General features: G+C 69.3%; 30 protein-coding genes. 11 read left to right on the top strand and 19 right to left on the bottom strand.

Annotated features, from left to right (window positions below):
- The 5 genes from QNJ30_09695 to QNJ30_09675 form a co-directional block, all read right to left on the bottom strand.
- The coding region (locus QNJ30_09695; protein ID MDJ0943728.1) for a DUF1445 domain-containing protein at nucleotides 1-560 on the bottom strand (560 nt) is incomplete at its 3' end.
- Between the two features lie 129 nt (nucleotides 561-689).
- Entirely contained in the window at nucleotides 690-1,586 is an 897-nt protein-coding gene (locus QNJ30_09690) for a LysR family transcriptional regulator (protein ID MDJ0943727.1), read from the bottom strand.
- A gap of 174 nt (nucleotides 1,587-1,760) precedes the next feature.
- Nucleotides 1,761-2,147, bottom strand: a complete 387-nt coding sequence (locus tag QNJ30_09685; GenBank protein ID MDJ0943726.1) for a hypothetical protein — start codon at nucleotides 2,145-2,147, stop codon at nucleotides 1,761-1,763.
- A 197-nt stretch (nucleotides 2,148-2,344) separates the two neighbouring features.
- Nucleotides 2,345-2,962: a class I SAM-dependent methyltransferase gene (locus tag QNJ30_09680; GenBank protein ID MDJ0943725.1), complete on the bottom strand. Its 618-nt coding sequence runs from the start codon at nucleotides 2,960-2,962 to the stop codon at nucleotides 2,345-2,347.
- 142 nt (nucleotides 2,963-3,104) lie between these two features.
- Nucleotides 3,105-3,794, bottom strand: coding sequence for a hypothetical protein (locus QNJ30_09675; GenBank protein ID MDJ0943724.1), 690 nt, complete (start codon nucleotides 3,792-3,794; stop codon nucleotides 3,105-3,107).
- Between the two features lie 233 nt (nucleotides 3,795-4,027).
- Between QNJ30_09675 and QNJ30_09670 the strand changes: the two genes are divergently transcribed.
- Nucleotides 4,028-5,206, top strand: a complete 1,179-nt coding sequence (locus QNJ30_09670; protein ID MDJ0943723.1) for an FAD-binding oxidoreductase — start codon at nucleotides 4,028-4,030, stop codon at nucleotides 5,204-5,206.
- 100 nt (nucleotides 5,207-5,306) lie between these two features.
- On the opposite strand, the gene QNJ30_09665 is transcribed toward QNJ30_09670, so the two are convergent.
- Nucleotides 5,307-5,630: a YdcH family protein gene (locus QNJ30_09665; GenBank protein ID MDJ0943722.1), complete on the bottom strand. Its 324-nt coding sequence runs from the start codon at nucleotides 5,628-5,630 to the stop codon at nucleotides 5,307-5,309.
- A 252-nt stretch (nucleotides 5,631-5,882) separates the two neighbouring features.
- Nucleotides 5,883-6,377, bottom strand: coding sequence for a fasciclin domain-containing protein (locus tag QNJ30_09660; protein MDJ0943721.1), 495 nt, complete (start codon nucleotides 6,375-6,377; stop codon nucleotides 5,883-5,885).
- A gap of 280 nt (nucleotides 6,378-6,657) precedes the next feature.
- Between QNJ30_09660 and QNJ30_09655 the strand changes: the two genes are divergently transcribed.
- A complete protein-coding gene (locus tag QNJ30_09655) occupies nucleotides 6,658-7,578 on the top strand; it encodes a hydrogen peroxide-inducible genes activator (protein MDJ0943720.1) in 921 nt (306 codons plus the stop codon).
- A 161-nt stretch (nucleotides 7,579-7,739) separates the two neighbouring features.
- Here QNJ30_09655 and mnhG read toward each other — a convergent pair whose 3' ends face one another.
- The 8 genes from mnhG to QNJ30_09615 all read right to left on the bottom strand — a co-directional run bounded on the left by mnhG (nucleotide 7,740) and on the right by QNJ30_09615 (nucleotide 14,634).
- Nucleotides 7,740-8,123, bottom strand: a complete 384-nt coding sequence (gene mnhG, locus QNJ30_09650; protein ID MDJ0943719.1) for a monovalent cation/H(+) antiporter subunit G — start codon at nucleotides 8,121-8,123, stop codon at nucleotides 7,740-7,742.
- Nucleotides 8,120-8,443 (bottom strand): cation:proton antiporter, encoded by a 324-nt coding sequence (locus QNJ30_09645; protein MDJ0943718.1) that lies wholly within the window; start codon nucleotides 8,441-8,443, stop codon nucleotides 8,120-8,122. Before QNJ30_09645 ends, mnhG begins: the two co-directional genes overlap by 4 nt.
- Complete coding sequence (locus tag QNJ30_09640; protein MDJ0943717.1) at nucleotides 8,440-8,913, bottom strand: Na+/H+ antiporter subunit E; 474 nt, start codon at nucleotides 8,911-8,913, stop codon at nucleotides 8,440-8,442. The genes QNJ30_09645 and QNJ30_09640 overlap by 4 nt, the downstream gene beginning before the upstream one ends.
- The gene (locus QNJ30_09635; GenBank protein MDJ0943716.1) at nucleotides 8,910-10,412 is read right to left on the bottom strand and encodes a Na+/H+ antiporter subunit D; all 1,503 of its coding nucleotides are present in this window, start codon (nucleotides 10,410-10,412) and stop codon (nucleotides 8,910-8,912) included. Before QNJ30_09635 ends, QNJ30_09640 begins: the two co-directional genes overlap by 4 nt.
- On the bottom strand, nucleotides 10,409-10,795 hold the full coding sequence (locus QNJ30_09630; protein ID MDJ0943715.1) for a Na+/H+ antiporter subunit C: 387 nt from the start codon (nucleotides 10,793-10,795) through the stop codon (nucleotides 10,409-10,411). The genes QNJ30_09635 and QNJ30_09630 overlap by 4 nt, the downstream gene beginning before the upstream one ends.
- A 3-nt stretch (nucleotides 10,796-10,798) precedes the next feature.
- Nucleotides 10,799-11,218, bottom strand: coding sequence for a Na+/H+ antiporter subunit B (locus tag QNJ30_09625; protein ID MDJ0943714.1), 420 nt, complete (start codon nucleotides 11,216-11,218; stop codon nucleotides 10,799-10,801).
- Entirely contained in the window at nucleotides 11,215-13,518 is a 2,304-nt protein-coding gene (locus QNJ30_09620; protein ID MDJ0943713.1) for a putative monovalent cation/H+ antiporter subunit A, read from the bottom strand. Before QNJ30_09620 ends, QNJ30_09625 begins: the two co-directional genes overlap by 4 nt.
- A gap of 153 nt (nucleotides 13,519-13,671) precedes the next feature.
- The gene (locus QNJ30_09615) at nucleotides 13,672-14,634 is read right to left on the bottom strand and encodes a universal stress protein (protein MDJ0943712.1); all 963 of its coding nucleotides are present in this window, start codon (nucleotides 14,632-14,634) and stop codon (nucleotides 13,672-13,674) included.
- Between the two features lie 299 nt (nucleotides 14,635-14,933).
- Between QNJ30_09615 and QNJ30_09610 the strand changes: the two genes are divergently transcribed.
- From QNJ30_09610 to QNJ30_09595, 4 genes are all read left to right on the top strand, one after another.
- Nucleotides 14,934-15,197 (top strand): hypothetical protein, encoded by a 264-nt coding sequence (locus QNJ30_09610; protein MDJ0943711.1) that lies wholly within the window; start codon nucleotides 14,934-14,936, stop codon nucleotides 15,195-15,197.
- 48 nt (nucleotides 15,198-15,245) lie between these two features.
- On the top strand, nucleotides 15,246-16,013 hold the full coding sequence (locus QNJ30_09605) for a F0F1 ATP synthase subunit A (protein ID MDJ0943710.1): 768 nt from the start codon (nucleotides 15,246-15,248) through the stop codon (nucleotides 16,011-16,013).
- A 39-nt stretch (nucleotides 16,014-16,052) separates the two neighbouring features.
- Entirely contained in the window at nucleotides 16,053-16,280 is a 228-nt protein-coding gene (locus QNJ30_09600) for a F0F1 ATP synthase subunit C (protein ID MDJ0943709.1), read from the top strand.
- A 121-nt stretch (nucleotides 16,281-16,401) separates the two neighbouring features.
- Nucleotides 16,402-17,592, top strand: a complete 1,191-nt coding sequence (locus tag QNJ30_09595) for a Xaa-Pro peptidase family protein (GenBank protein ID MDJ0943708.1) — start codon at nucleotides 16,402-16,404, stop codon at nucleotides 17,590-17,592.
- A gap of 46 nt (nucleotides 17,593-17,638) precedes the next feature.
- On the opposite strand, the gene dinB is transcribed toward QNJ30_09595, so the two are convergent.
- From dinB to QNJ30_09575, 4 genes are all read right to left on the bottom strand, one after another.
- A complete protein-coding gene (gene dinB, locus QNJ30_09590) occupies nucleotides 17,639-18,886 on the bottom strand; it encodes a DNA polymerase IV (protein ID MDJ0943707.1) in 1,248 nt (415 codons plus the stop codon).
- Between the two features lie 168 nt (nucleotides 18,887-19,054).
- A complete protein-coding gene (locus QNJ30_09585; protein MDJ0943706.1) occupies nucleotides 19,055-19,474 on the bottom strand; it encodes a GFA family protein in 420 nt (139 codons plus the stop codon).
- Between the two features lie 17 nt (nucleotides 19,475-19,491).
- Nucleotides 19,492-20,190 (bottom strand): DUF899 family protein, encoded by a 699-nt coding sequence (locus QNJ30_09580; GenBank protein ID MDJ0943705.1) that lies wholly within the window; start codon nucleotides 20,188-20,190, stop codon nucleotides 19,492-19,494.
- 4 nt (nucleotides 20,191-20,194) lie between these two features.
- The gene (locus tag QNJ30_09575; GenBank protein MDJ0943704.1) at nucleotides 20,195-20,563 is read right to left on the bottom strand and encodes a metalloregulator ArsR/SmtB family transcription factor; all 369 of its coding nucleotides are present in this window, start codon (nucleotides 20,561-20,563) and stop codon (nucleotides 20,195-20,197) included.
- Between the two features lie 201 nt (nucleotides 20,564-20,764).
- On the opposite strand from QNJ30_09575, the gene QNJ30_09570 reads away from it, so the two are divergent.
- From QNJ30_09570 to QNJ30_09550, 5 genes are all read left to right on the top strand, one after another.
- Complete coding sequence (locus QNJ30_09570) at nucleotides 20,765-22,744, top strand: methyl-accepting chemotaxis protein (GenBank protein ID MDJ0943703.1); 1,980 nt, start codon at nucleotides 20,765-20,767, stop codon at nucleotides 22,742-22,744.
- Nucleotides 22,745-23,131: 387 nt separating this feature from the next.
- Nucleotides 23,132-25,057: a hypothetical protein gene (locus tag QNJ30_09565; protein ID MDJ0943702.1), complete on the top strand. Its 1,926-nt coding sequence runs from the start codon at nucleotides 23,132-23,134 to the stop codon at nucleotides 25,055-25,057.
- A 1-nt stretch (nucleotide 25,058) separates the two neighbouring features.
- Nucleotides 25,059-25,181: a hypothetical protein gene (locus tag QNJ30_09560; protein ID MDJ0943701.1), complete on the top strand. Its 123-nt coding sequence runs from the start codon at nucleotides 25,059-25,061 to the stop codon at nucleotides 25,179-25,181.
- Nucleotides 25,182-25,185: 4 nt separating this feature from the next.
- Nucleotides 25,186-25,554 (top strand): diacylglycerol kinase family protein, encoded by a 369-nt coding sequence (locus QNJ30_09555; protein MDJ0943700.1) that lies wholly within the window; start codon nucleotides 25,186-25,188, stop codon nucleotides 25,552-25,554.
- A gap of 88 nt (nucleotides 25,555-25,642) precedes the next feature.
- On the top strand, nucleotides 25,643-26,608 hold the full coding sequence (locus QNJ30_09550) for an NHL repeat-containing protein (protein MDJ0943699.1): 966 nt from the start codon (nucleotides 25,643-25,645) through the stop codon (nucleotides 26,606-26,608).
- The last annotated feature ends 29 nt before the right edge of the window (nucleotides 26,609-26,637 follow it).

Here is a 26,637-nt window from a genome sequence, read left to right as displayed (position 1 = left end):
TCCGAGAGCGTGATCGCCCGGATCGCGTCGGCCGGCCGGAAGGCCCGCAGGGTCACCACCAGGGGCCCGCCGAAGGGCGCGGCCGCCTCGGTCTCCAGGGCGGTTATGAACATGGGCACGTTGCCGCCCGCCTCGATGTGGCGCACGGGGATGCCGGCGCGGATCAGGGCATGCTCGAAGGAGAAGGAGCAGCCCAGGACGAAGGCGACGAAGTCGTCGCGCCAGAGCGCGCCGATGTCGGTCAGCCGCTCGCCCGCCTCGCCGTCGCGGAAGACGCGGTAGCCCGGCAGGTCACTGCGCACGTCGAGCCCGGCGCCGAGGGCCGGCAGGAGCGGCTCGCCCGGCTCGCCGACGCCGATGATCGGACAGGGCTTGGGATTGCGCAGGCAAAAACGCAGGAAAGCCTCGGCGTCGTCGGCCGGCAGGATCACCAGGTTGCCCTGCAGGTAGCCGGGGCACTGGCCGCTGGTCTGGCGGAGAAAGCCGCCGGTCCGCACGGCGCGGCGCAGTTCTGCCGGCTCGGCAAAGACGTGATCCGCCGGATTCGTGGCGTCTCGCATGGCTTCAGGATCGTCCCGTCGGTGAGCCCCACTCACGCGGCGGCCTTGCCGGCCGCTCCGTTATTCGGTCAACGGTGGCACGATCTAAATGTTCACGTCAATAGATCCAAATAAGATCATAATGATCTATTAAACAGATCGATTGAGATCTTGCGGACGGGCGGCCTCGACCATGAGCCGGATCACGGCCGAGTCTTGGCGGGGCAGATGGCAGAGCGAGAAATCGAGCGGCGAGAGCCGCGCCGAAGCGTCTACGGGTAGCTGCACGAGGCCCCCCGCGGCGAGGTCCTCCTCGGCCATGGCCAGGGGCAGCGTGCCGATCCCGAAGCCGTCCCGCACCAGGTGCAGCATGGTCGAAAGGGACGCGCTACCGTGCAGCAAGGGCGCCGCGATCTCGGGGCCCGAGAAGATCCGCTCGACCTCCTTGTGCGGCAGCGTGCCCTTGGAGAAGGCGACGATCGGCTGCCGGGCCAGCTCCGCCGGGCCGAGCGGCGCATCGGGCACGGCCAGGCCCGGCGCCGCGAACCAGCCCATCTCGAAAGTCGCGAGCGGATAGGAGATCGCATCCGCCGGGACCAGCTGGTTCATCATCACGGCGACGTCGATCTCGTCGTCGCGCAACCTCTGGGCGAGGATCGGCGAGGTCTCCACCGAGAGCTCGAAGCGGACCTGCGGCACGGCATCGTGCAGCCGGGTCAGCAGGCTCGGCAGCAGCGAATGGACGACGGTCTCGGCGACCCCGATGCGGATCAGGCCGGCGAGGCCCTGCTCAGGCGAGAGCTCGGCGAAGATCCGGTCGCGCAGGGCAATCAGGCGTTCGGCCTGCTCGACGAAGCGCCGCCCCGCGGGGGTCAGGCCGACCCGGCGCTTCTGCCGGTCGAAGATCAGGATGCCGAGGCGCTGCTCCAGCAGGGTGACCCGCGCGGAGACCGCCGACTGCGCGATGCCGAGGCTTTGCGCGGCGGCCCGGAACCCGCCCCTAAGCACCACCTCCCGAACGATCTCCGCATCCCGGATCCCGAACATGCCGCTCCCCGCTTCGCCCGCCCGTCCCGCCGAGGGCCGGGCGCTTGGAGACATCGCACGTGCGCGCGGCCGGGATCAAGGCGAGCGGACTCGCGGCGCAGGGATCGAGATCGGGATGGGGGCGGTCTCCCCTGGCGCGAAGAGCGGGGTCGCCGCGCCAGCCTTCCGCTCGCCCTAGGGATCGCGCTCGTAGTTCCAGAGCCGGTCGCGGTAGCCGCTGCCCTGTTTCTGCTCCGGGCTGCGCGACTCCTGGCGGCGGATCACGGGTCTCTCCTGACCGGGGCTCGCCATCGCCTCCTGCTTGCCGAAGTCCTGGACCGGGATCGGCATCCAGGTGGCGCGCCGGGGGTCGTCGGACACGGCGCTGGGCGCCAGGGTCCAGGTCCGCCCGGTCGCGGTGTCGAGCAGGATCGTCCGGGACCGCGGCTTGCCGGTCCGGTCCGGGACCTGGGCACCGGGTATCACCTGAAATCGGCCGGGGTCGTGAGTGCCGTCGTCGGACCAGGCCGGTCCCAAGACCGAAATCAAAGTGAAAAGAGAAACAAAAAGATAGCGAAGCATGTGCTGCAACTTGCCTTGACTGGTCCTGTTCGTCCTGCGCCAAGCGGTTTTGCATTTGAAGGAGCAGTATTCGTCCCAAGGATTGCGAAAGTGTGAAGCCCGTCACAGCGGACCTCGGCGCCGGGGGCCACTGCGACCATGGGTTGCGCCGAGGCCGGCGGGGCGCACGGCGCCTCGGGGCAAGGGGCCGCCGCGCCTCAGGCCGGGCGGGCCCGGCCGCGGTAGAGATAGGTGAGCAGCCTCGGCCCCTTGACCAGGTGGCCGGTCTCGAGGTCCTCGATCCGGAAGCCGGCCTCCCGGATCATCGCCGCGATCGGCCGGTTGAGGTTGCAGCCCCCGGCCAGCCGCCCCCAGAGCCGGTTCAGACGGTCCTGCCAGGCGACGACGCCGGGGTCCTCGGCCCGGCCGTGCTCGACGAAGATCAGCGTGCCCTCCGGCTTCAGGACCCGGCGCAGCTCGGCCAGGGCGCGCCCGGCCTCGGGGACCGAGCACAGTGTCCAGGTCGTGACCGCGGTGTCGAAGCGCCGGTCCTCGAAGGGCAAAGCCTCGGCCGAGCGCGCCTGGAGCTCGACGGCGAAGGGCGGATCGCCGAGACGCTCTTGCGTCAGGGCCAGAAGCTCTTCTGAGGGGTCGATCCCGACGACGCTGTCGACCTCGGCCCCGTAGAATGGCAGATTGAGGCCGGAGCCGATGCCGATCTCGAGCACCCGGCCGCTCGCCGCCGGAAGCAGCGCCTGGCGATGCCGCGTCGCCTCCGTGTTCTTCATCGCCAGGTCGATGAGGCGCGGCAGGACCCAGCGCTCGTAGAAGCCCATCGCCTTCCCCTTTGGTCGCCCTTGATCTGGGAAGACCGGCACCGCCTTGCCAGGGCCGCGGGCGCAAAAAGAAGCGGCGCCGCAAGTGGCGGCGCCGAAGTTGCAGGGAGGTTGAACCAATGAGGCTCTGGACCGCCGCGGCTCAACGCGCGGGCAGGGTCCAGGCCGTGTCGATCACCGCCAGCAGGCTGTCGAGCTGGAAGTGCCCGATCCGCGGGGTCGGATCGCGCCGGCAGCGCCCTTCGAGCAGGACCGCCTTCCGCAGGCCGACGCGCCCGCTCTGGGCGTTGCCGCCCTGGCCCAGCTCGGCGCCCCGCCAGGGACCGCCGAGGGCCAGCCCGGCCCGCTCGCGGATCTCGGCCGCGGTCCAGGGCTGAAGCACGACCGTCTTGGCGAAGCGGCGCAGGTACCGGCCGGACGCCGCGTCGTGGATCTCCCGGCGCCGGCCATCGGCAAAGACCAGGCGAAGGCTCTCGACGGCGTCGCCGGGTGCGCAGGCGAAACTGATCCTGGCCGCGAGCTTCAGCGCCGTCTGATCTTCGGCCATCTCGTAGGTCCAGCAGTCGGCGCCGCAGCGGGCGTGGGAGAGATAGGCCGTGGCGACGAAACCGTCCTTCTGGGCGAGCAGCGGCGCCCTGCCGGTCTTCGCCGTGAGGCCGGCCTCGACCAGTCCCTCCGGGCGCGCGCCCTTCCGGTCGAGGCCCCGCCCGACCAGGCCGCTCAGCGACCCGGCGTTGCGCAGTCCCGACGCTTCCTGCGCGGAGGCCGCGCCCCCCGCGGCGGCAAGGGCGAGCGCGAGGATCGCCGTCGTCTTGAAGAGTCTGCTCCGCATCCTGCGATGTTCCCCATTTTTCCGTGCCCCCGGCCGGGCCGCCCGTGGCGGCCGCGCCGAAGGTCGCAGTCTTTTGCCGTGGATTCCCTCCCGCTCCTGTGGCCAGAGTCACATCGTCCCGAGCCTTGGTCCGCCGGCGCCTTGCCACTGGACGGCCGTCCGCGACTGGGGTGAAGTTGCCAGGTGCGCGCGAGTCCGCCGCCCCAGGGCCAGGAGGAAGAGACCTTTCAGCCATGGACGAGAGCTACGAGGTCGTCATCGCGGGTGGGGCGGTCATGGGCAGCTCCACGGCCTATCACCTGGCTGCGGACCCGGGTTTCAAGGGGCGGGTCCTGGTGGTCGAGCGGGATTTCACCTTCGCCCGCTGCGCCACCACGCTCTCGGCCGGTTCGATCCGGCAGCAGTTCTCGACCCGGATCAACATCGAGATCTCGCTCTTCGGCATCGCCTTCATCCGCGGCCTTTCCGAGACCCTGGCGGTCGACGGCGAGCCGGCCGAGCTGCCCTTCAACGAGGGCGGCTACCTCTTCCTGGCGAGCCCGGCCGGCGCCGCGCAGCTACAGGAGAACCACGGTCTGCAGACCGGCCTCGGCGCCGACATCCTGTTCCTGGAGCCCGCGGCCCTGCGGGACCGCTTCCCCTGGCTCGACTGCGGCGGCCTCGCCGCCGGCTGCTGGGGCCGCAGCGGCGAGGGCTGGTTCGACGGCTACACTCTGCTGCAGGCCTTCCGTCGCAAGGCCCGCAGCCTCGGCGTCAGCTATCGGGAAGCCAGCGTGACCGGCCTGGAGCTGGACGGCGGCAAGGTGATCGGGGTCCGGCTCGACGACGGCGCGCGCATCGCCTGCGGCGCCTTCGTCAACACTTCCGGCGCCAGCGGCGCGTCCATCGCGCGTCACGCGGGCCTGGAGATCCCAGTGGTCAACCGCAAGCGCTGCGTCTTCACCTTCGACTGCCGGGAGGCGCTGCCCGGCTTCCCGCTTCTGATCGACAGCAATGGGGTCTACGTGCGGCCCGAGGGCCAGGGCTTCATCTGCGGCACCGCGCCGCCGCCAGAGCGCGACCCGGACTTCGAGGACTTCGAGGTCGACCACTGGCTCTTCGAGGAGATCATCTGGCCAAGCATCGCCGCGCGGGTGCCGGCCTTCGAGGCGATCAAGCCGGGCCGCGCCTGGGCCGGCTTCTACGACGTCAACCTCTTCGACCAGAACGCCATCGTGGGGCCGGCGCCGGGAGTGCCGAACTTCTTCTTCGCCAACGGCTTCAGCGGCCACGGCCTGCAGCAGTCGCCCGCCGTCGGCCGCGGCCTCTCGGAGCTGATCGTCCACGGCGCCTATCGCAGCCTCGACCTCTCGCCGCTCGGCTTCGAGCGCCTGGCCGAGGACCGGCCCCTGCTCGAGAAGAACGTGGTCTGAGCCGGCGGCCGGCGCCTCGAAAGGCACCGCGCCCCGCCCGGGGGAGCGGGGCGCGGAAGGCGCCAGCTAGTTGCTCGGAGTCATGGCTCCGCCGCAGGGGTCAAGCCGCCGGCACCTGGTCGGCTGTGGCTCGTGGGCTGGCCGCCGCTCGGCCGGGAAGCGGGAGCGGAATGATCTCGGCGCTGTCGGAATCGGTCTCGGCGCCGATGGCCTCGAGCAGGCGCTCGATCCCCGCCATCTCGTCCTTGATCAGGAGCTTGCGTTTCTTGATGCGCCGGATCAGCTGATCGTCCGGTGCCGGCCGGCCGGCCTCGGCCTCCAGCTTCTCCTCCAGGCTCCGGTGGGTCTGGGCCAGCGCCCGATAGCGGTTGAAGACGCTCGTGCTCGAGGCCCTGGTGGACACTCTGCGCAGTAGATCGGTCATGGCTGCACTCCTCATCCTGTTCCCGGTCGCGGCGACCGTCCTGGCTTGGCCCGCATCGGCAGGCAGCGCCTGTTGCTCGACTTCACTTGGGATCACTGGCGGCGGGCCTCCAATCGGTATCGCGCCCTTGCCTGATTGGCGTTTATGATCAGCCGCTCCGGGCCGGCATCGGCATCGGCCGGCCTGCGCCAAGCAGGGCCGGCCGCCGGGACCAGGGATCCGCAGATCGCACGGCAGAGCCGGGTCTGCGGGTCACTCGGGCAAGATCACCTTGTCGATGACGTGGATGACACCGTTCGAGGCCATGACGTCGGGCTGGGTGATCGCGGCCTTGTTGACCTTGGCGACCCGGCCCGCCGAGTTCACCTTGACCTTGCTGCCCTCCAGGGTCTCGAAGCTGGACATCTTGCCGGCGATTTCCGCCGCGGTGACCTTGCCCGAAACCACGTGATAGCTCAGCAGCTTGACCAGATCTTCCTTGTTCTCGGGCTTCAGCAGCTCTTCGAGCTTGCCCTCGGGCAGGGCCGCGAAGGCTTCGTCGGTCGGCGCGAAGACCGTGAAGGGCCCCTCGCCTTTGAGCGTGTCCGCGAGGTCGGCGGCGGCGACCGCCTGGACCAGAGTGTCGAAGTTCCCGGCGGCCTGCGCGGTCTCGACGATGTCGGCCTCTGCGGCCTGGGCGCTCAAGGCGGCGGCCGAAAGCGGCAGGGCAAGAACCGCCGCCGCGAGAAATTGACGAAGACGAAGCATGTCATGTTCCTTTCGAGAGTGTTCCGGAATGGCTCGCGGCCTCTTGGCGGGCGTCCACTCGACGGATGGCGCCCGCTCAGCCTTGCACGGAGAATGGGAAGTCGAGCGCCCGCCAACTAATCGCATCGGATTCGGATTTTGATAGGAATCTTCGATTAGCGGCCCAGCCGGGCCGTTCGGGCGGGGTGCGCCTTGAAAGCGGCCCGAGGCTTCCCGATTTCTTCAGGGTCAAACCATGAACCCTTGCCGCCCCGGGCGGCCCGCTTGATCGGGAGCCCTCGTGCCCACCCTGAAGCAGCTTCGCTACCTGGTCGCGGTCGCCGAAACCCTGCACTTCCGGCGGGCCGCGGAGATGAGCCATGTCAGCCAGCCCACGCTCAGCGGCCAGTTGCGCGAGCTCGAGGACCGTCTCGGCGTTCAGCTCGTGGAGCGCAGCCGCAGCAAGGTCGTGCTGACTCCGCTCGGGCGCGAGATCGCCGCCCGGGCGAAGACCGTGCTGCGCGACGTCCAGGACGTGGTCGAACTTGCCAAGCAGGGCCAGGCGCCCCTGGGCGGCACCATCCGGGTCGGCGTGCTGCAGTCGCTCGGTCCCTATTTCCTCCCACACGTTCTGCCAGAGCTGCACCAGCGCTATCCCGAGCTCAAGCTCTACGTCCGCGAGGGTCTGCCCGCCGTGCTGCTGCAGCGCCTCGACGAAGGCAACCTCGACCTCCTGTTCTTTCCTCTGCCGGTCAAGGGCGCCGAACTGCGCAGCGTCAGGCTGTTCCGCGAGCCGCTCTGGATCGTTGCGCCCGGCGAACACCACCTGGCGGCGCGGGAGACGATCCAAAGGTCGGATCTCGAGGGCGAGACCTTCCTGACCCTGGAGAGCGGCCACCGACTGCACGACCAGGTGCGCGAGCTCTGCGAGCAGTACGGCGCCGAGCTCTCGCTGGACTACGAGGGCACCAGCCTCGACACGCTGCGCCAGATGGTCGCCATGGGCATGGGCCTGTCCCTGCTGCCCGCGCTCTACGTCCGCTCCGAGGTGCTGCACGACCGCCAGGTGGTCGCCCGGGAGATGAAGTCCCGCGCACCCTTCCGCATGATCGGCATGGTCTGGCGGCGGCAGTCGGCGCGCCAGGAGGAATACGAAACCCTGGCCGACCAGATCCGCGGCGTTCTGAAGAACCGGGACCTGCCGATCACCGTGATGTCCTGAAGGTTCAAGGCAGGCGCCCGCAGAGCTCCTTCCTTGGAAGAACCCCAGCTGTCATGCCCGGACTCGATCCGGGCATCCATCGCGCAGCGGGACCATGGATTGCCGGGTCAAGCCCGAAAATGACAGAACGTAAGAACCGGCCACCGGGATTCTTGGCATCCTCAAGTCCGCCGCTCTTCCGCTTGCGAGGCCGGCACCCCATCACCCTCCGGCGCAGCGGCCGGCGGCGGCCGGCCGAGCTCGTCGACGACCGTGCCCTTCCACAGCGGAACGCCGGTCCGATAGGCCGCCCGGCCGATCATGTGGGCGGCCACCGGCGCGGTCAGCAGCAGGAACAGGATCGCCGCCAGGGCGCGGGCGACGATCGCGGTCTCGCCGAAATGGGTCGCGACGGCGAGCAGGATCAGGCCGCAGCCGAGGGTGCCGGCCTTGGTCGAGGCGTGCATCCGGATCAGGACGTCCGGCAGGCGCAGAACGCCGAGCGCCGCGGCGAAGGCGAAGAAGGCGCCGGCGACGACGAGAACCGAGGTGATGATCTCGCTCATCGCATCTCCCTTTCGTCCGTCGTGCCGCCTTCTTGCGTCACCCGGCGCCGCTCGGCGAAACGGGCGAAGGCGACCGTGGCCAGGAAGGCGACCAGCGCCAGCGCGATGGCGACGTCGAGAAAGGCCGGCTGCTCGGCTGCGATCGCGTAGAGCGCCGAGAAGGCGACGGCGAGCACGGTCAGCAGGTCCAGGGCGACGACCCGGTCCGGTAGGCTCGGCCCGCGGGCCAGGCGCAGCACCGCCATGGCCATGGCCGCCAGGAGCAGGGCGAAGGCGATGTCCACCGCCCAAGTCAGAAGCGTTCCGCTGGTCTCCATCATTGCAGGGCCTCGATGACGCGTCGCTCCATGCCCTGCTTCAGCTCCCGGCGCAGCGCGTCCGGATCCTCGGCGAACATGGCGTGGACGTAGAGGGTCCGCCGATCCGGGGAGACATCCAGACTCAAGCTGCCGGGGGTCAGCGAGATCAGGTTCGAGACCAGCAGGATGCCGCCCTCCCCTTCAACATCCAGGGGCAGGGCGATGATCCCCGGCCGGCTGAGGTGCGCAGGGGTCACCACGTCCCAGACGACGCGGAAGCTGGAGACCACCAGCTCGTAGACGAAAAGGCCGGCCAGCCGCAGAACCCGGAAGACCCGCTCGAAATAGGTGGTGCCTGCGAACAGCGGCCGGGCCGCCCAGAGCGCGAGGTAGCCGAGGCCGAAGCCGAGGGCCAGGCTCGGCAGGGTGAAGCTGCCGACGAGGGCGGCCCAGGCGACCGCAAGGAGCAGGTTCACGACCAAGGGGTTCATGTTCGGCCTCCAAGGACAGCCTGGACATAGGCCGTCGGGTCCAAGAGCTGCCCAGCGGCGCGCTCGGCGAAGGCCAGGAAGGGCTCGGGCGCCAGGCCGATGGTCACCGTCAGCGCGGCCAGGGCCATCACCGGCGCCAGCAAGGCCAGGAGCTCGCGCCGCTCCAACCTGCCGAGCACCGGCGCGACGCCGGTCGGATGCGGCTTCCAGAAGGCCTCGGCCCAGATCTTGGTCATGGAGAAGACGGTCAGCAGGCCGACCACCAGGGCGACCGCGGCAGCGATGTAGGCGCCGGTCTCCAGGCTCGCCTTGATCAGCAGGAACTTCGCCCAGAATCCGGAGAGCGGCGGGAAGCCGGCCAGTGAGAAGGCCGGCACCAGGAACAGCACGGCGAGCAGGGGGCTGGACTTGTAGAGCCCGCCGATGGCGCCGAGCTCGAAGGACCCGGTCAGGCGCCGGGCGATGCCGCTGATCAAGAAGAGGTTCGCCTTCACGATGATGTGGTGGACCAGGTAAAAGACCGCCCCGAGCAAGGCCAAGGGCGTGTAGAGCGCGAGCCCCAGCACCATGTAGCCGATCTGGCTGACAATGTGGAAGGAGAGCACCTTGCGGAACTCGCTCTGCGCCGCGGCGCCCAGCACCCCGGTGATCATGGTCAGCGCGGCGATCACCAGCAGCAGGCCGTGGGTGAAGGCCAGGTCCTGGGTGAAGACCAGGGTGAACATGCGGATCAGGGCGTAGACCCCGACCTTGGTCAGCAGGCCGGCGAAGACCGCCGAGATCGCCACCGCCGGCGTGTGGTAGGAGGCCGGCAGCCAGAAGAACAGCGGGAAGAGCGCGGCCTTGATCCCGAAGGCGACGATGAAGAGGACCGCGATCACGCTCAGCAGGCCCTGGTTCTCGACCTCGGCGACGGCGCGGTGCAGATCGGCGAGGTTCAAGGTGCCGGTCAGGCCGTAGAGCAGCCCGATCCCGGTCAGCAGCATCACGGTCGAGACCAGGTTGAGGGCGACGTACTTGATGCCGCCGTCGAGCTGCGCCTTGCTCTGCCCCAGGACCAGAAGCCCGAAGGAGGCGATCAGCATGACCTCGAACCAGACGTAGAGGTTGAAGAGGTCGCCGGTCAGGAAGGCGCCGCAGACTCCGGCGAGCAGGACGTGGAAGAGCGCGTGATAGCCCAGCCGCTCCTGGCGGCCGTCGATGTCGGCCAGGGCGTAGACCGCCACGGCCAGGCCGGTGACCGCGGTGATCAGCACCATGACCGCGCTCAGCAGGTCGGCGACCAGGGTGATGCCGAAGGGCGCCGGCCAGGCGCCCATCTGGGCCGCCAGCAGGCCCTGCGCCCAGACCTCGGCCAGCAGCCCGAGCGCGACGCCGAGCAGGGCCAGGCAGCCGCCGAGGCTGATCCAGCGCGCAGCCGCGCGCCGGCCGCGCAGCAGAAAGGTCAGGATCGCGGTCCCGAGGGGCAGCAGGATCGGCAGGGAGAGGAGCCAGCTCACGCCGCCGGTCCTTCCCCGCCTTTCGCGTCCCCGCCGACCGGCTCGGCCTCGCGCATCGCGTCGCTGTCGAGCGTGCCCAGCGCTCGGTAGCCGCGGTAGACCAGAACCAGGGCGAAGGCGAGCAGGCCGAAGCCGATCACGATCGCGGTCAAGACCAGGGCCTGCGGCAAGGCGTTGGCGACAACGCCGGCCGGGGCGTCGAGGCCCTCCGGAATCAGCGGCGGCACCGCCCGGTTCAGCCGGCCGGCGGTGAAGATGGTCAGGTTGGCGGCGTTGCTGAGCAGCACCAGGCCGATCAGGAACTTCAGCACGTTGCGGGCGAGCATCAGGTAGACGCTCGTCGCCACCAGAATGCCGACCAGGACCGCGAGCGCCGCCTCCACGGCTCAGACCTCTTCTTCTAGGGCGAAGACCAGGGTCAGGACCGCGCCGACGACCACAAGGTAGACACCGATGTCGAAGACCAGGACGCTGCTGAGCGGCAAACCCTTGTCGTCCCCGGTGCCGCCGAAAAACCACCACTGGCCGGTGAAAGGCGGCTCGCCGAAGACCGCTGCGAAGAGGCCGGCCAGCAGGGCGAGCCCCAGGCCGATCATGCCGAGGTCCCGCGGATCGATCCGCAAGGCCGCGCGGGCCGCCGCGGTGCCCTGCGCGATGGCATAGAGAGCGAAGCCGATCGCCGCGATCAGGCCGCCGATGAAGCCGCCGCCGGGCTCGTTGTGGCCGCGCAGCAGCATGTAGACCGAGAACAGCAGCATGAGCGCGACCAGGACCCGGGTCGCGGCGCCGAGGATCAGGGAGTTCATCTCGGCGCCTCCCGGCCGGCGGCGCCGCGGAGCAGCGCGAAGGCGGCCAGCGCGGCGACCACGACCACGGCGATCTCGCCGAAGGTATCGAGGGCGCGGAAGTCGACCAGGATGACGTTGACGATGTTCCGGCCGAAGGCCTCGGGCAGGCTGGTGGATTCGAAGTAGGCGGTGAGCTCGCGGTCGAGCGGGGTCGCGACCACCGCCAGCAGGACGGCGGCGACCGCCGCGCCCAGACCCAGCGCCACCAAGGCGTCCCGGCGGCGGCGCCAGGTCGCGGCCTCGCGGATCGCGCCGAAGCCCGGCAGCCGGACCATCAGCACGGCCAGCAGGACCACGACCAGGGTCTCGACCAGCAGCTGGGTGATGGCGAGGTCGGGCGCACCGAAGCTGACGAAGAGCAGGGCGATCCCGACCCCGACCACGCCCAGGGCGCAGATCGCCGCCAGGCGCGAGCGGGTGCCGGCGGCCAGGACGGCGCCGACCGCCACCAGGGCGAGCAGGCCCCACTCCCGTGGGAGCAGGCGCGGCAGCGCCTCGGGCAGGCGCAGGGCATCGGTCAGGAGCAGGCTGCCGCCCAGGGCGAGCGTCAGGGTCACGAAGACGACCAGGAGGTAGCTGGTCAAGCGGCCGCTCTGCAGCACCCGGGTCTGTACGGCGGCGACCGCTTTGAGTCCGTCGAGCAGGCGGTCCCAGCCCCGGTCGGCTGTAACCGGCAGCCGAGCCTCGGCCGCGAACAAGGCCGCGCGGACGCGCCGATGGACGGCGTAGACCGCGATGCCCAGCGCGAAGGTGAGCAGGCTGAGCATGAGCGGCAGGTTGATGCCGTGCCAGAGCGCCAGCTTGACCGTCTCCGGCCGGCCGAGGATGGCGGTGACGGCCGGCTGCACGAAGACGTCGGCGATCAGCGAAGGGGCCAGGCCGAAGCTCAGGCCGAGGGTCGCGAGGAGAAGCGGCCCGATCCACATCTGGACGGGGGCCTCCTGCGGCGGCTTCGGCGTTGCCGCGGGCGGACCGTAGAAGGGCCGCAGCGCGACGATCGCCGCCGCGGCGACCATCAGGGCGTTGGCGAGCACCGCGGCGGAGGCGACCAGCAGCGGCTCGGAGGCGATGGCCAGGGCGCCCTCGTACTTCAGCTCCTTGCCGATGAAGCCGAGGAAGGGCGGAAAGCCGGCCATGGAGAGCGCGGCCAGGGCGGCGGCCGCGGCCGTCAAAGGCATCGCCCGGGCCAAGCCGCGCAGCCGCTGAACCTCCCGCGTCCCGCTGGCGTGGTCGACCATGCCGACGACCAGGAAGAGGGCCGCCTTGTAGAAGGCGTGGACGATCAGGAAGGTCATCGCGGCCGCGACGGCGACCGTCGCCTCGGCGCCCAGGAACATCGTCAAGGTGCCCAGCGCCATGACCGTGGTGTAGGCCAGCACCAGCTTGAGGTCGGTCTGGCGCAAAGCCAGGACCGAGGCCCAGACCGCGGTGACCGCGCCGAAGACCGTCAGGCTCCAAATCCAGGCTTCGGTCCCGCTCAGCGCCGGATGCAGGCGCGCCAGCAGGTAGATGCCGGCCTTGACCATGGTCGCGGAGTGCAGATAGGCGCTGACCGGGGTCGGCGCTGCCATGGCGTTGGGCAGCCAGAAATGGAAGGGCACCTGGGCCGACTTGGTGAAGGCGCCCAGGAGGACCAGGACCAGGATCGGCAGGTAGAGCGCGTGCTCCCGGAGCAGCGCGCCCGAGGCGACGATCTGCGAAATCTCGAAGCTGCCCGCCGCCGTGCCGAGCAGAATCAGCCCGGCCAACAGCGCCAGGCCGCCCGCGCCCGTTACCAGAAGGGCCTGCAGGGCGGCCCGCCGCGATTTGGCCGCGCCGTGATCGAAGCCGACCAGCAGGTAGGAGGTGATGGTCGTCAGTTCCCAGAACACGAAGAGCGTAATCAGGTTGTCGGCGAGGACCAGGCCGAGCATCGCCACCATGAAGGACAAGAGGTAGAGGTAGTAGCGGCCGAGATGAGGGTGACCGCCGAGATAGGCGCCCGAGTAGAGAAGGACGACACTGCCGATGCCGGTGATCAGCAGCGCAAAGGTCAGGCTCAAGCCGTCGAGCAGGAAGGCCAGGCTGACTCCCAGACTCGGCACCCAGTCGGCGCTCAGCCTTAGCACCTCGCCGCCGGCCACTGCGGGAATCTGGATGGCGAAGAGCGAGGCCAGCCCGGCCGGAAGCGCGGCCAGGAGCAGGCCGCCCCAGGCAGCTCGCGCGTCCCGGCCGCTTGCTGAAATCTCCTGCTCCTCGCCCGACCCCGGAAGCCTCATGATCCCGCCTTAGCTCTCGTCTCCAACTCCTAAGAGCCGGGATATGGGTCCGAGGGCTTGATGGTCACAATCGAAGCTACGCGGCAGCTTGATAGGAAATCAAGATCAAACGAGAGCCCGCAGCGGCCCTTCCGGCGAGAGGCGTGGGACCGCTCAGCCCTCCAGACGCACGGGGGTCCGGAATCCGGGCGGCTTCACCGCGAGCACCGAGCAGTCGACCTGGCCGAGGATCGCCTCGGCGGTGTTGCCGATGAAGTAGCCGCTCAGCCCGGTCCGGCCGACGGTGCCCATGACGATCAGCTCCGCGCCTTTGTCGCGGGCCAGCTCGGGGATCAACCAGCCTGCGTCGCCCTTCAGCAGATGGACCCGCTCCGCGCGATCTTCGATGCGGTAGCCTTCGAGCGCAGCATCGAGACGGCTGCGGTGCCGTCCTTTCTCCTCTTCGAGGAGCCGGTCGATCTCCGCCTCGCTCGAGCGCAGGAAGGCGCTGTGGCGGAAGGACTCCTCGCCGACCAGTCGCCAGGCGTGAACGACGTGCAGCTCACTGTCGTCGATCTCGGAGAGGGAGGTCGCGAGGTCGAGGATTAGCCTGTCGAGGGCCGATTTCTCGTCGTTCCCGGGGTCCGGGTCAATCGCCGCGAGGATCCGCGCGTAGCTGGGCTCCACGCCCCTCTTCATGATCCAAACCGGGCAAGGGCACTTGCGCAGGAGATGCAGATCCGTGCTGCCGAAGACCTGCGGACCGTCCGCCCTGCCGCCTTCGGCACCCTTCATCACCAAGTCGTGGCCGCCACGCAAGACCTCGCGGATGATCTCGATGAAGGCGATGCCCTGCGGGACCAGGGTCCGGACCTCCACCCCCTGCGCCGTGATCGAAGCCCCGATGGCGGAAAGCCGGGCGCGATGGAAGCTCAGCACCTCGTGCTCGACCTCCTGGCCACGGGCGCCCGGCAGCGCGGCGAAGACGGCCGAGAGCTCGCCCGGCTCCGAACCCAAGGGATCGATCAGGGTCAACTGAGCCTCGTTGGACTTGGCCAGCGAGACGGCCCGCGCCAGCAGTTCGTCGTGCTCGCTCTCGCGATCACAGACCAGCAGGATTTTCCTGAACCTTTTCATCATCGCTCCTTGGGCCGCGCCGAAAAAAATTCGCGTGGTTGATCCCGGGCAGCGGCCCCGCTGCTTCCGTCACGCTCGAGACGTGGACGCGCATCGGCCATCGGGCCAATCGAAGTCGGACCCGGCGGTGATCGTTTCCACCTTTCAGGCGCGTCGCGCGGGCCGGCGGCCGGATCGATAGAAAAGGCCGATCAGCAGCCGCGTCCTTCCCGAATGGCTTCCGATCGGCGCGCCGCTATATCGACCTGAAATGGCGGTGCGCTCGGCACCGCGGGATCACGCTGCAGAGGACCAACCCTATGATGCGCGCACACCGGACGATCACTGCGGTCTCATTCTGCCTCGGCACCTCCCTGCTGATCGCGGGGCCGCTCTCGGCGGGCGACGGCGGGTTGCCCGCTTGCCTGGGCGAAGGAGGCGGCCAGCTTCCCGGCACCTGGCAGATCGACGATCGGCAGACGCAGGGCAGAGAGGCAATCCAGGCGACCGCCGGCGACCGGCGGCCGGGCCTGGAGGGGGATGCCGCCGAGGCGCGCGCGCAGAGCGACTGCGCCCTGGTGTGACGCGCCGGGCCGGAGCGATGGAGGAAGGGTTGAGAGGGGAGCGCGCGGATGGCCAGCTACGAACCGGAGGCGCCCTACGCGATCAGGCAGTTCGAGCTGGACGTCCTGATCCCGATCGAAGCCTTCGGGCTGGACCTCTCCTTCACCACCTCGGCGCAGGCGATGGTGACGACGGCGATCCTGGTCATCGCCTTCCTAACCTACGGCGCCCGCAGGCGGGCCATGGTCCCCGGCCGCATGCAGGCGGCCGCCGAGGGGGTTTACGCCTTCGTCGCGAACACCGTGGTCAAGACCGCCGGGCCGGAGGCGCGGCCGGCGATCCCCCTGGTGTTTGCGCTCTTCGTCTTCATCCTCTTCGGCAGCCTCTTCGGCCTGACGCCGGTCAAATTCACCTTCACCAGCCATCTGGTGGTCACGCTCGCCTTGGCGCTACTGGTCTTCATCTACGTCAACGTCCTGGCGCTGCAAACCCAGGGCCTGGGATTCTTCCGGCTCTTCCTCCCGGCCGGGACACCTATTTACATCGCGCCGGTCCTGGTGACCGTGGAGGTGATCTCCTACCTCTTCCGGCCCATCACCCTGGGTGTCCGGATTTTCGCCAATATCCTGGCCGGGCATATCATGATCAAGCTTTTCGCCGACTTCTGCGTGATGATGGTCGAGGCGCTCGGCGGCGTGGGGATCGGCCTCTCGGTCTTCCCTGTGATCATGATGGCCGTGCTCTACGGCTTCGAGATCATGATCTTCGTGATCCAGTCCTACATCTTCATCCTCATCACCTCGATCTACCTCCGCGATTCTCTGCACGCCCATTGACCGCGAAGACTTCGCGCATCGACGAAAGGAGACCTTGAGATGACTGACCAAAGCATCAGGCTTTTGGCCGCGGCCATTGCCCTGCTGCCGCTTTTCGGCGTCGCCCTCGCCCTCGGCAGAATCTTCGGCGACTGGATATCCTCGGTGGCCCGCAACCCCGTCGCCGGCGATAAGGTGCAGCCGGTCGGCCTGATGGGCTTCGCGCTCACCGAGGCCATCGCCCTCTTCGCCCTGATCGTCGCCTTCATCATCCTCTTCGTCGGCTGATCCCCATCACGAAACCAGCGGCCGGACCCTCGCAGGTCCGCGCCGCGGCACGCGGCCTTCTGTCCCCGCAACCGCTCTGCTAGCCTGCCCCGCTCGGGCAAGAACCAGGGGAGCGCAAGCCATGGCCTTCTTGAGCAGAGCCGTCTACGAGACGCGGCGCGAAGCCATGCAGGCCCTGATGATCGAAGAGGGTCTCGACGGCCTGGTCTTTACCCAGGCCGACTTCCTCCAGTTCGCGAGCAACTTCAACCTGGACGTCCAGACCTGGGAGCGGCCGGTCGCGCTGGTGGTCCCACAGGCGGGCGCGCCCTTCGCCCTGCTGAACGAGCTCTCGACCCATCACTGGCGCATGGCGGAAGAGCGCGGCCAGCTCTGGGTCGAGGAGGCGGTCTTCTACGACGAGCACATCGGCCGCTCCAACGCCAAGCGCCTGGTCACGGCCTGGAGCGAGATCCTGGCCGAGGCCCTGCGCCGGCGCGCCCTGACGGCCGGACGCCTCGGCGCAGATGCCTTGACCGCGCCGCTGGCCAGCGTCGCCGAGCACCTGCCCGAGCTCGCGGTCGAGGCCCGAACCGCCGAGCTGCGCGCCCTGCGCTGGCGCAAGCATCCCGAGGAGCTGGAGCTGATGCGCGCCGCCGCCGCGCTTTCGGACTGGGCGCAGGAACGCTACCGCGAGGCGATCCGTCCCGGCCGCCTGGTCCAGGAGCTCGACGCCGCCATGCACGCCGCGATCTTCGAGGAAGCCGCCCAGCGCTTTCCCGGCGAGCACCTGGAGGTCCGCGGCTACACCCTGACCGGCCCAGCCTCGGCCTCGCCCCACGGCAACGGCGCGCTGACCGGCCTGCGCATCGAGGAGGGCCACGGCCTGGTCAACATCGTGATCCCGCGCCTCAACGGCCTGGTGATCGAGAACGAGCGCACCTACTTCTGCGGCCCGCCCAGCGACGAGCAGGCCCGGCTTTACGACGCCGCCCTGGCCGCCAACGAGGCCGCGATCGCCCAGATGGTCACGGGCAGGCCGGTGCGGGCCATCGAGGACGCGGCCCGCGGCGTCATCGAGGAGGCCGGCTACGGCAGCCACATCCGCCACCGCACCGGCCACGGCATCGGCCTGATCGGCCACGAGTACCCGGAGGACATGGCCTTCAACGAGCGCCCGCTCGAGACCGGCGAGGTCTACTCGGCCGAGCCCGGCATCTACGTCTACGGCCTGGGCGGCTTCCGGGTCGACGACACGGTCGTCGTCGGCGAGCGGCCGGAGGTCATCACTCGGTCGCCCAAAGACCTGGCCAGCATCACCCTTCCAGCTTAACGGCGACCCTCGCAAAGGCGCCGGCCTCGCCGCTTCGATGATCCGGTCACAGCTCCTTCTCGGCGAGTTCGCGAAAGGCGTCGGGGACGGCGTGTCGCGCGCCCAGGACGACCGACCCGTAGCCGATCGACTCTCGCCCGAAGCGATCGCGGACCGCATCGACGGCACGGTCGACCGCCCAGCGCGCGGCGCCTTTCTCGGATCCGGGCCGGCGCTTTTCGTCCGCCAGGTGAAGCGGGAGATCCAGCTGCAGCGCCGCCTCCGCCTCGAGACCCGACACCGAGATCCCGAGCAGCGAGATGGTCCTTTCCTCGGGATGATCGGCCAAGGCGCTCCGCACCAGCTCCTCCGCGACCTCGGCCAGGGTCGCTGTCGAGGAAATGGCCGCGGGCAGGGTCAGGGCGCGGGTCACCGCGCGCAGGTCGGCGAAGCGGACCCGCACCGTCACCGTCCGACCGGCCCGGACCTTGGTCCGGAGCCGCGAGGCCACCCGGTCGGCGAGATGGAGCAATGTGGGCCTGAAGACCTCCGCCGATGCCGGCTTCCTGCCGAGCGCCGACTGCGCCCCGACCGAGCGCGCCCGACGGCGGGTGACGACTTCCCGCGGATCCCGATTCCGCGCCAAGGCCGCCAGCTTGCCTCCCGCCGCCCGGCCCAGCAGACGCTCCAGGGACCGGCCCGAGGTCTGCGCCATCTGGCCGATGGTGAAGATGCCCCTGTCGGCGAGCCGCGCCTTGGCGACCGGGCCCACGCCCCACATCAGCTCGACGGGCAGATCGCGCAGGAACTCCTGCTCCGTCCCGGGAGCGACAACGACCAGGCCGTCGGGCTTCGCCACCTGCGAGGCGATTTTCGCGAGGTGCTTGGTCTGCGCCACGCCCAGGGAGATCGGCAGTCCGACTTCCGCCCGCACGCGGCTTCGGATGGTTTTCGCCATCTCCTCCGGAGGACCGAAGATGTGGACCGAGCCGGCGACGTCGGCAAAGGCCTCGTCGATCGAGATCCGCTCGACCAGGGGGGTGAAATCGCCGAGCACTCCGATGGCGGCATCGCCCAGGCGTTGATAGTCCTCGAAGCGGCCCCTGACGAAGCGCAGTCCCGGACAAAGCGCACGCGCCCGGCGCCCTGGCATGCCGCTGCGAACTCCGAAAGCCTTGGCCTCGTAGGAGGCCGCGAGCACCACGCCACCGCCGACGGCGATCGGCCGGCCGCGCAACGACGGGTCGAGCAGCTGCTCGACCGAGGCGTAGAAGGCGTCCAGGTCCGCGTGAAGGATGGAGGCGATCTCTGCCATGCCGAGGGTTCCAGCACGCCTGTCACTGAAGCTGTTGGGCCGCGGCTCGGGCCCGGCGGCCACATTATGAGAACATAAAGGGAACAAACGGGCCGCTTGTCAAGGCACCGTCGGAAGGCCGGACGCGGCGGCACCGCAGGGGCGGCCGCCGGCGTCCCGCCTCCCGCTTCACCCCTCGTCCATCGACGGCATCTTCTCGAACTTGGCGAGCGCCGGGTCCATGACGTCCCAGGGCTGGGCGCTCGAGGTGAAGATGTCGATCGCCGGCTTGAACCAGGAGGCGTCGTCCAGGGTGCTGGCGTGGACGAAGACCAGGCCGCCGGCTTCGGGCCGGCCGAAGAGGCTGCTGCCGCAGGTCGGGCAGAAGCCTCGTTGAGAGCGCCTGCCGCTGTCCGCCGTGGTCGAGAACCAGGTGACCTCACCGGTGAAGCTGAAGGCCGCCGCCGGGATGACCATGCCCGAGATGTAGGGGCCGCCGGAGGTCTTCTGGCAATCCCGACAGTGGCAGTTCACCGTCGCCACCGGCTCGGCCTCGCAGGCGTAGCGCACCGCGCCGCAGAGGCAGCCGCCTTCGTAGGTGGTGGTCATGTTGGGGTCCTTTCCGTTCAGTCGTAGGCGTAGCCCGGATACCAGTCGCTGCCGCGCCCTTCGGGCGTCAGGTCGAGCAGGTTCCACAGCGGCCAGAGGTGGTCGACGTGGCGCGGGTTCTGGCCCGGCTCCGCAGGCACAAAGAACATCTCCGAGGCGTAGCGGTGGCAGATGCCCTCCTCGGTCTTCTGGAAGACGTTCACGATCGGCAGCTGATCGCCCGCCGGGGTCTCGGCGAGGTAGTCGCCGTTGTAGCTGCAGCCGCCGGAGGACAGGAGCCGCAGGTTGTGCCAGCCGCGCCGCCGCGCCCAGTCGCGGACCCGCCCGATCGGCGCCTTGGCCACCACCGCCAGGTTGATCCGCTGGCCGATGTGCGCCGCGTTGCCGTTCAGACTGTCGAGGAAGGCGTTGCACATCGGACAGGGCTGGCCTTCCGGGGCGTACATGAAGCCGTAGATGACCAGGCTGTCCATGCCGGGCGCGAAGAGCTCCGAGAGCCGGGTCCGGATCACCGTCTCGCCGTCGGCGAGATCGGCACCGCCCTCCTCGAAGACGTAGTCCTCCTTCAGAGCACCGCCGCGCGGCAGGTCCCGGCGCTGGGCGGCGACCGCCTCGACCTGGCGCCGCAGGTCCATCTCGGCCTTCAGCAGCCGGTCCCGCGCCGCCCGGTAGTCGTCGCTCTCGCCCGGCAGGCGCTGTTCGTGGAACTGTCCCATGGTCTCATCCTCTCTTCTTGTCGGGGCTTGGGCCGCCGGCGCCCTCGTCCAGGCCGTCCAGATAGTCGGCCAGGGCGTCGAGCCGGGCCTCCCAGAAGCGCCGGTACTCGGCGATCCAGGCGGCGGCGTCGCGCAGCGGCGCAGCCTCCAGGCGGCAGCGGACGACCCGGCCGTCCTTCTCCTTGCGCAGCAGCCCCGCCGTCTCCAGCACCCGCAGGTGCTTGGAGACCGCCGGCAGCGACATCTCGTGGGGCGCCGCCAAGTCGCCGACGCTGGCCGCCCCCAGCGCCAGGCGGGCCAGGATCGCCCGCCGGGTCGGATCGCCCAGGGCGGAAAACACGGCATCGAGGTCTTGTGGCCGATATTTAACCATCTGGTTTATTGTTAGTCGGCAGGCGCGGCCTGTCAAGCCGCTCGGCTTGTCGACAGTCCCTCGTGAGGCACCGGAACCCTCTCTCCGCCCGGACTCCAGCCTTCGGGAAACCCGAAGAGCGGTTTGATAAGGCGAAGCTTCAGCAGCGCTTAACCAATTAGATATAACTAATTATCTATCACAAAGAGTAGGGCGATTGACATGCCGTTGCCGAGCCTGCCAAGTTTCCTGGACCGCTTCCCGATCTCGATTCGAATAGGTTTCCTGTCCGCCTTGAGCGCCGTCTGCGTCGCCATCCTGGGTGCCGTCTACCTCTACGGCGACGTCAGTGCCGGGCGAGCCTTCGAAACCCTGCACCAGCATGCGCTTCTGGCCCAGGCTGCGCAGCGGGTGGAAATCGGCGCCTTGCAGATGCGCCGCAGGGAGAAGGACTTCATCCTCCGGCGCGATCTCGAGTACGCGGAGAAGTACGAAGAGGCAGCCGCAGGGGTCCTCGAATCGCTCCAGGAAATGAGGACCATGGCTGTCGCCGCGCCGGTCGGCGCGGAAGTCGAGCGCTTGATCGGAGGCGTCTCCGAACATGCGGATCAGTTCCGGACGGTTGTCGGCCTTCATGAGCAGCTCGGCCTCAACGAGAAGAGCGGCCTGCAAGGGACTCTCCGGGCCGCCGTGCATGCCGTGGAGGCGAAGCTTAAGGAAGCCAACCTCGATGCGCTGACCATCAAGATGCTGATGATGCGGCGTCACGAGAAGGATTTCATGCTCAGGGGCGCGGAGAAGTACATCGGCCGCTTAGACAAGCGGCGCCAGGAATTCGATGCCCTGCTTGCCGCGAACGACTTGCCATCCTCCTTCAAGGACGAGGTGTCGGCCCGGATGGACGACTACCAGAAGGGCTTTCACGCCTGGGCCAAGGCCTCTCTGGCGCTGCGGAAGGAGACGGCGTCGCTCAGCGAGATCTTCGCCGGCATGGGAGAGGACTTCGTTCATGTCTTCGCGGCCGGGACCGAGGGATTGGTCGCTGCCGAGGCCTCTCTCGCGTCGGCACGCGGTCTGACCCGAAGCGTCTTTCTGACCGCCGGCTTGCTGGTGCTCGCCTTCACTTTCGCCCTGGCGCTCGTGATCGGACGCAGTATCGGCCGTCCTCTCAAGAGTATGACCCGAGCCATGACCGCTCTGGCGGCCGGCGATACGGATCAGGACGTACCGTCCGTCGGGAGCAAGGACGAGATCGGCGACATCGCCCGCGCGGTCCTGGTCTTCAAGAAGAACGCAATCGAACGGGAGAGCCTGGAAGCACAGCGCAGCGAACAGCGCGCGGCCCAGGAAGCTCGGGCTGGCACCATCGAGGCGATGATCGGCAACTTCGATACGACCGTCGGCCAGGTCCTCGGCGCGGTGACCTCCGTCTCCTCGCAACTCGAGGAAACGGCGGAGAAGATGAACGACGCAGCGGAAGCGACCCGAAGGCTGTCGAGCTCCGCGGCGAGTTCGGCCGAATCGGCGTCCTCGAACACGCAAACCGTGGCAGCCGCGTCCGAGGAGCTGCAAGGCGCGATCGCCGAGATCGGGCGACAGGTCGTGCAGTCGACCGATATCTCCAGCAAGGCCATGGACGAAGCCGGTCGGACCAGCGGGACGATGCGGGAGCTGGCCGACGCGGCGGAAAAGATCGGCGCGGTCGTCAGCCTCATCCAGGACATCGCCGAGCAGACCAATCTTCTGGCTCTGAACGCCACGATCGAGGCGGCCCGCGCCGGCGATGCCGGCAAGGGCTTCGCCGTGGTGGCCGGCGAGGTCAAGTCCTTGGCCAACCAGACTGCAAAGGCGACAGAGGAGATCGGCCAGCAGATCTCCGCGATGCAAAGCTCGACCCAGCAGGCCGTGACCGCGATCGAAACCGTCAACGGAACGATCGAGCAAATGGCCGGGATCGCCACGGCGATTTCGAGCGCCGTCGAGGAGCAAGGCGCCGCGGCTCGGGAAATCTCGACCAGCGTTCAGCGCGCCGCCAACGGGACCTCCCAAGTCACGGACAACATCTCCAACGTCGACGCGGCGACGGATGAAACCAGCAAGGCGGCCGGCAAGGTGTCTGGCTTGGCCTCCGATCTGTCCGCGCAGGCCAGCAAGCTTCGCCAAGAGATCGAAGCGTTCCTGGAGTCGGTCAAGGCGGCCTAGATCAAACTGCGCTCGATTGGACTCAATTGAGCGCAGATAATTCTATTTATTTCAGATAGATAGAGCAGCTCATCTGCGTTCGAATGAACGCAGGCTGCTCTAACCCCTATTTCTTACCGTGATCACAGTCTGCGTCGGCTCCCGGCGATCCGCCCCGCCAGGAGGCGGCCGCAAAGCGCAGCCTGGCTACGGTTTAGGCCTTCGACGCCGCGGGCTGTAGCAAGAAAAGGCCAAGAAGCGCCACACTTGGTCTCACGGCCAGACGAAACCGGCCGCAATTCTGGCCCAGCAATTCTCAGTCAAAAGGGGTTTCGAGACCACTGGCGTGAACAAGGTCCCCGATGGCACCACCTCTGTCGCGCGGCCTGTCATCGAGGAGCGGAGCACATGCCGGCGAATGACTGTCGAGGGCCAGGCCCCTATCTCGGAGCCTGGGGACCGGCCACCCGCTTCCGCCTGGCCCGGCTGGCTGCGGTCTATGCCGGCCTCTTCGGCACCGGGCTGCTGCTGGTCCAGACCGCGGCGGCGCCGGGTTGGCGCGCCTTCGGGCTTGGCCTCATGCTGCCCGGGGGCGGCCTCCTCGCCCGGACCGGCAGCGGTCCGGTGGAGAGCGCCCTCCACATCGCCTTGACGCTGGGCACTTTCGTCGGTTTCGGGCTCGGCCTGTTTATCTGGTTCGCGACCGGGAACGTGATGGTCGCGCCGCTGGTCTGGCTGGCCGCCGCCCTGGCCGCCCTGGCCATGAACCATCCCGCGATCTGCGGGCCTTCGGGCGAAGCCGGCGCCTTCCTCTGGCTGCCCGGCGGCATCGCCGGCTTCATCCTACTGGGCACCTTGGGCGCAGCGGTCCTGCGCACATCGGGAAAGCGGGCCGGACGCCGGAACGCGCGCGACGTCGCGGCGCAGCGGCCGGCCCAGGTCGAGCGGCTGAAGGCTGCGGCACGCGCGCCGGGACCGGCCGAGCTGAGCCAGGCCGAGCTAGCGCGCCTGCGCTTCCTGCTCGACCGGGCGCTCCAGCCCATCGACGCCTTCGAGGGCTTCCAGTGGATCGAGCAGTTCCAGACCTCGGCGGTCCGCTATCAGCTCTGCTTTGCCGGCTACGCCCTGGCATTCGCGCAGGCCAGGTACCTGCCGGCCTTCCGCGGCTACCTCGCCCGGGCCCAGCACAACCTGATCGACAAGCAGCGCGACCACCGGGTCTGGCGCTACTGGCGCCGGGAGAACCTCTGGGGCAACCTGCGGGCCGGCGCCGACCCGGTGCCGCGGGACAACATCATGTACGCCGGCTTCGTCGCCGCCCAGATCGCTTACTACCAGGCGGCGAGCGGCGACCTGCGGTTCTCCGAGCCCGGGGCCTTCGCCTTGCGCCATCCCGACGGCCGAACCTTCGCCCACGACTTCCACGGCCTGATCGCCGCCCTCAAGGCGGGCTGGCGCCGCTCGCCCTATCTCCTCATGGCCTGCGAGCCGAACTGGGTCTATCCGCTGTGCAACGGGATCGGCGCCACGGCGGTGATGGCCCACGACCGGCAGTTCGGTCGTGCGGCCTGGCCGGCGATCGCGCCGCGCTTCCGGGCGGCGCTGCACCGCGAGCTGACGACGCCCGCGGGCCGGCTGGTGCCCTTCCGCTCGACCTATACCGGGATCGCCGCGCCGCAGATCGGCGGCGCGGTCGCCGAGGCATTCCCTTGCGTCTTCTACGGCGCGGCCCTGCCGGAAGAGGCGCTGCGGCTCTGGATCCTGGCCCGGCGGGACATGCTGACCGCCGAGGGCGCCCTGAAGACCCGCCGCTTCTGGACGATCGACACCGGCGACTACCGGTTTTCGCGCGCCACCAGCTATGCCGGGGTCGCCGCCGCCGCGGTGCAGATGGGCGACAAGGAGGTCGCCGAGCTGGCGCTGGCAGCCCTGGAGGCAGCCTGTCCCGGCCGATCCCACGGCGGCGTCATCCACCGGGAGAAGGCCTCGGTCTGGGCGCATGCGGTCGAGCTGATGGCGCGCTTCGGCAGTGCCGAGGGCCTGGCCAGGCTGCTCGACAGGCCGCCCGCCGCGACGCCGGGTCCGGTCATCGACACCGAGGCCTATCCCGACTGCCTGGTCGCCGCCGCGCACTGGCAGGACCGCAGCCTGCGGGCCGTGCTCTACCCCGGCCGGGGCGATGGGACCTTCGTCCTGCCCCTGGCCGGCTTTGCCCCCGGGGCCGCCTTCCGTTGCGAGGGCTGCGCCTCCGGATCCGGCCGCGCCGACGCAGAGGGCAGGGCCAAGATCGCGGTCCGGCTCGCCGGACGCTCGGAGCTCCGGGTGCGCTTCTAGAATGCTGTGCTGTATCGTGACCGCCGGCGTCCTGGCGCTCGGCTTCGGCGTCCTACGACGGCTCACCGGCCGGGCGCGGGACGGCGCGTCGGCCTGGCGACTGGACGACAAGCGGGAGGGATAGGACCTTGGCAGGCTTCAGCTTCAGGGAGCGGGCGGGCAGCTTCCGTCACGCCTTCAGCGGCCTCGGCTTCATGCTGCGGACCCAGCACAACGCCTGGCTCCACGCCGTGGCGACGCTCCTCGCGATCGCCGCCGGCATCGCGCTGGGGCTCGACGGCGCCGACTGGAAGTGGCTGGTTCTGACCATCGCGATGGTCTGGCTCGCCGAGACCATGAACACGGCCTTCGAGCACCTCTGCGACGTGGTCTCGCCCGACTTCCACGCCTCGGTCAAGCGCGCCAAGGACGTCGCCGCGGCCGCCGTCCTGATCTGCGCCCTCGGCGCCGTGGTCATGGCCTGGCTCATCTTCGGCCCCTATCTGATCGCCGGATAGCGCCGAACCCTGCCGCCTCGGGACCTTCCATCCTCTACCCAGGGCCCTACATTCAGACTGCAAGACCAAACCGACGGAGGATCCGGGAATGAGATGGCCGGTCTTGGCTGCCGCGTTCTGCCTCTGGACGCTGCCGTGGAACGCGGCCGCCTTCGAGGCGGCCTTCCTTTCGGCCAGCACGGTCGAGCTCGACAATCCCCACGACGTGAAGCTCTCGCCCGACGGAAAGCGGCTCTTCGTCTCCGACGTCGGCAACGACCGCGTCGTGGTCCTCGACGCCGAGAGCCTGGAACTGCTCGGCCACTTCGGGGCGGACCACCAGGACGGCACCCACGACGTCGACTTCGACGCCGAGGGCCGGCTCTACGTCGCCGACACCCACAACCACCGCGTCACCGTCTACGAGCTCGAGGGCACCGAGGGCAAGCTGGTCGGTGAGATCGCCGGCGGCCTGCGCAAGCCGGAGGGCGTGCTGGTCGGGCGCGACGGCCGGGTCTACGTCACCGGCGCCGGGACCGGCAACCTGGTGGTCTACCGGGACGGCGCTGTCGAGAAGGAGACCAGCGGCCTTTCGGCGCCGCACGACCTGGAGTTCGCGCCCGACGGCGACCTCTGGATCGCCGACGCGGCCAACGACCGGATGGTCCGCATGAGCCCGGACCTCGAGACCAAGACGGTCCTCGAGGGCGCGCCCTACGACTTCAGCGGCCCGCGCTACCTGGACGTCGCCCCCGACGGCACCCTGGTCGTGGCCGACAAGTACAGCCACAGCGTCAAGGTCATCGCCGAGGATGGCCGGCTTCTGGGTGTCATCGGCGACGGCAGGGCCACCACGGGCCCCGGTGCCGGCGGGGCGCTCGTCGGCGCCGCGCGGCAGGGCGACAGCGCGCGCAATGAAGAGGGCACGCTCGTCGGCCTCTTTGGCGACGGCGCCTCGGGCAAGGGCGTCAACTGGTTCCGGACGCCCGAGGGCGTCGAGCTGAGCGGCGACACCGCCTGGATCGCCGACAGCGGCAACGACCGGATCGTGAAGTACCGCATCACCTGGAAGTGACCTGAGCCTGGAGGCCGGGCGGAGGCCGC

Source organism: Kiloniellales bacterium (assembly GCA_030066685.1).
In the GTDB taxonomy this organism is placed as follows: domain Bacteria; phylum Pseudomonadota; class Alphaproteobacteria; order Kiloniellales; family JAKSBE01; genus JAKSBE01.
This window is presented reverse-complemented; position numbering and strand designations above follow the sequence as displayed.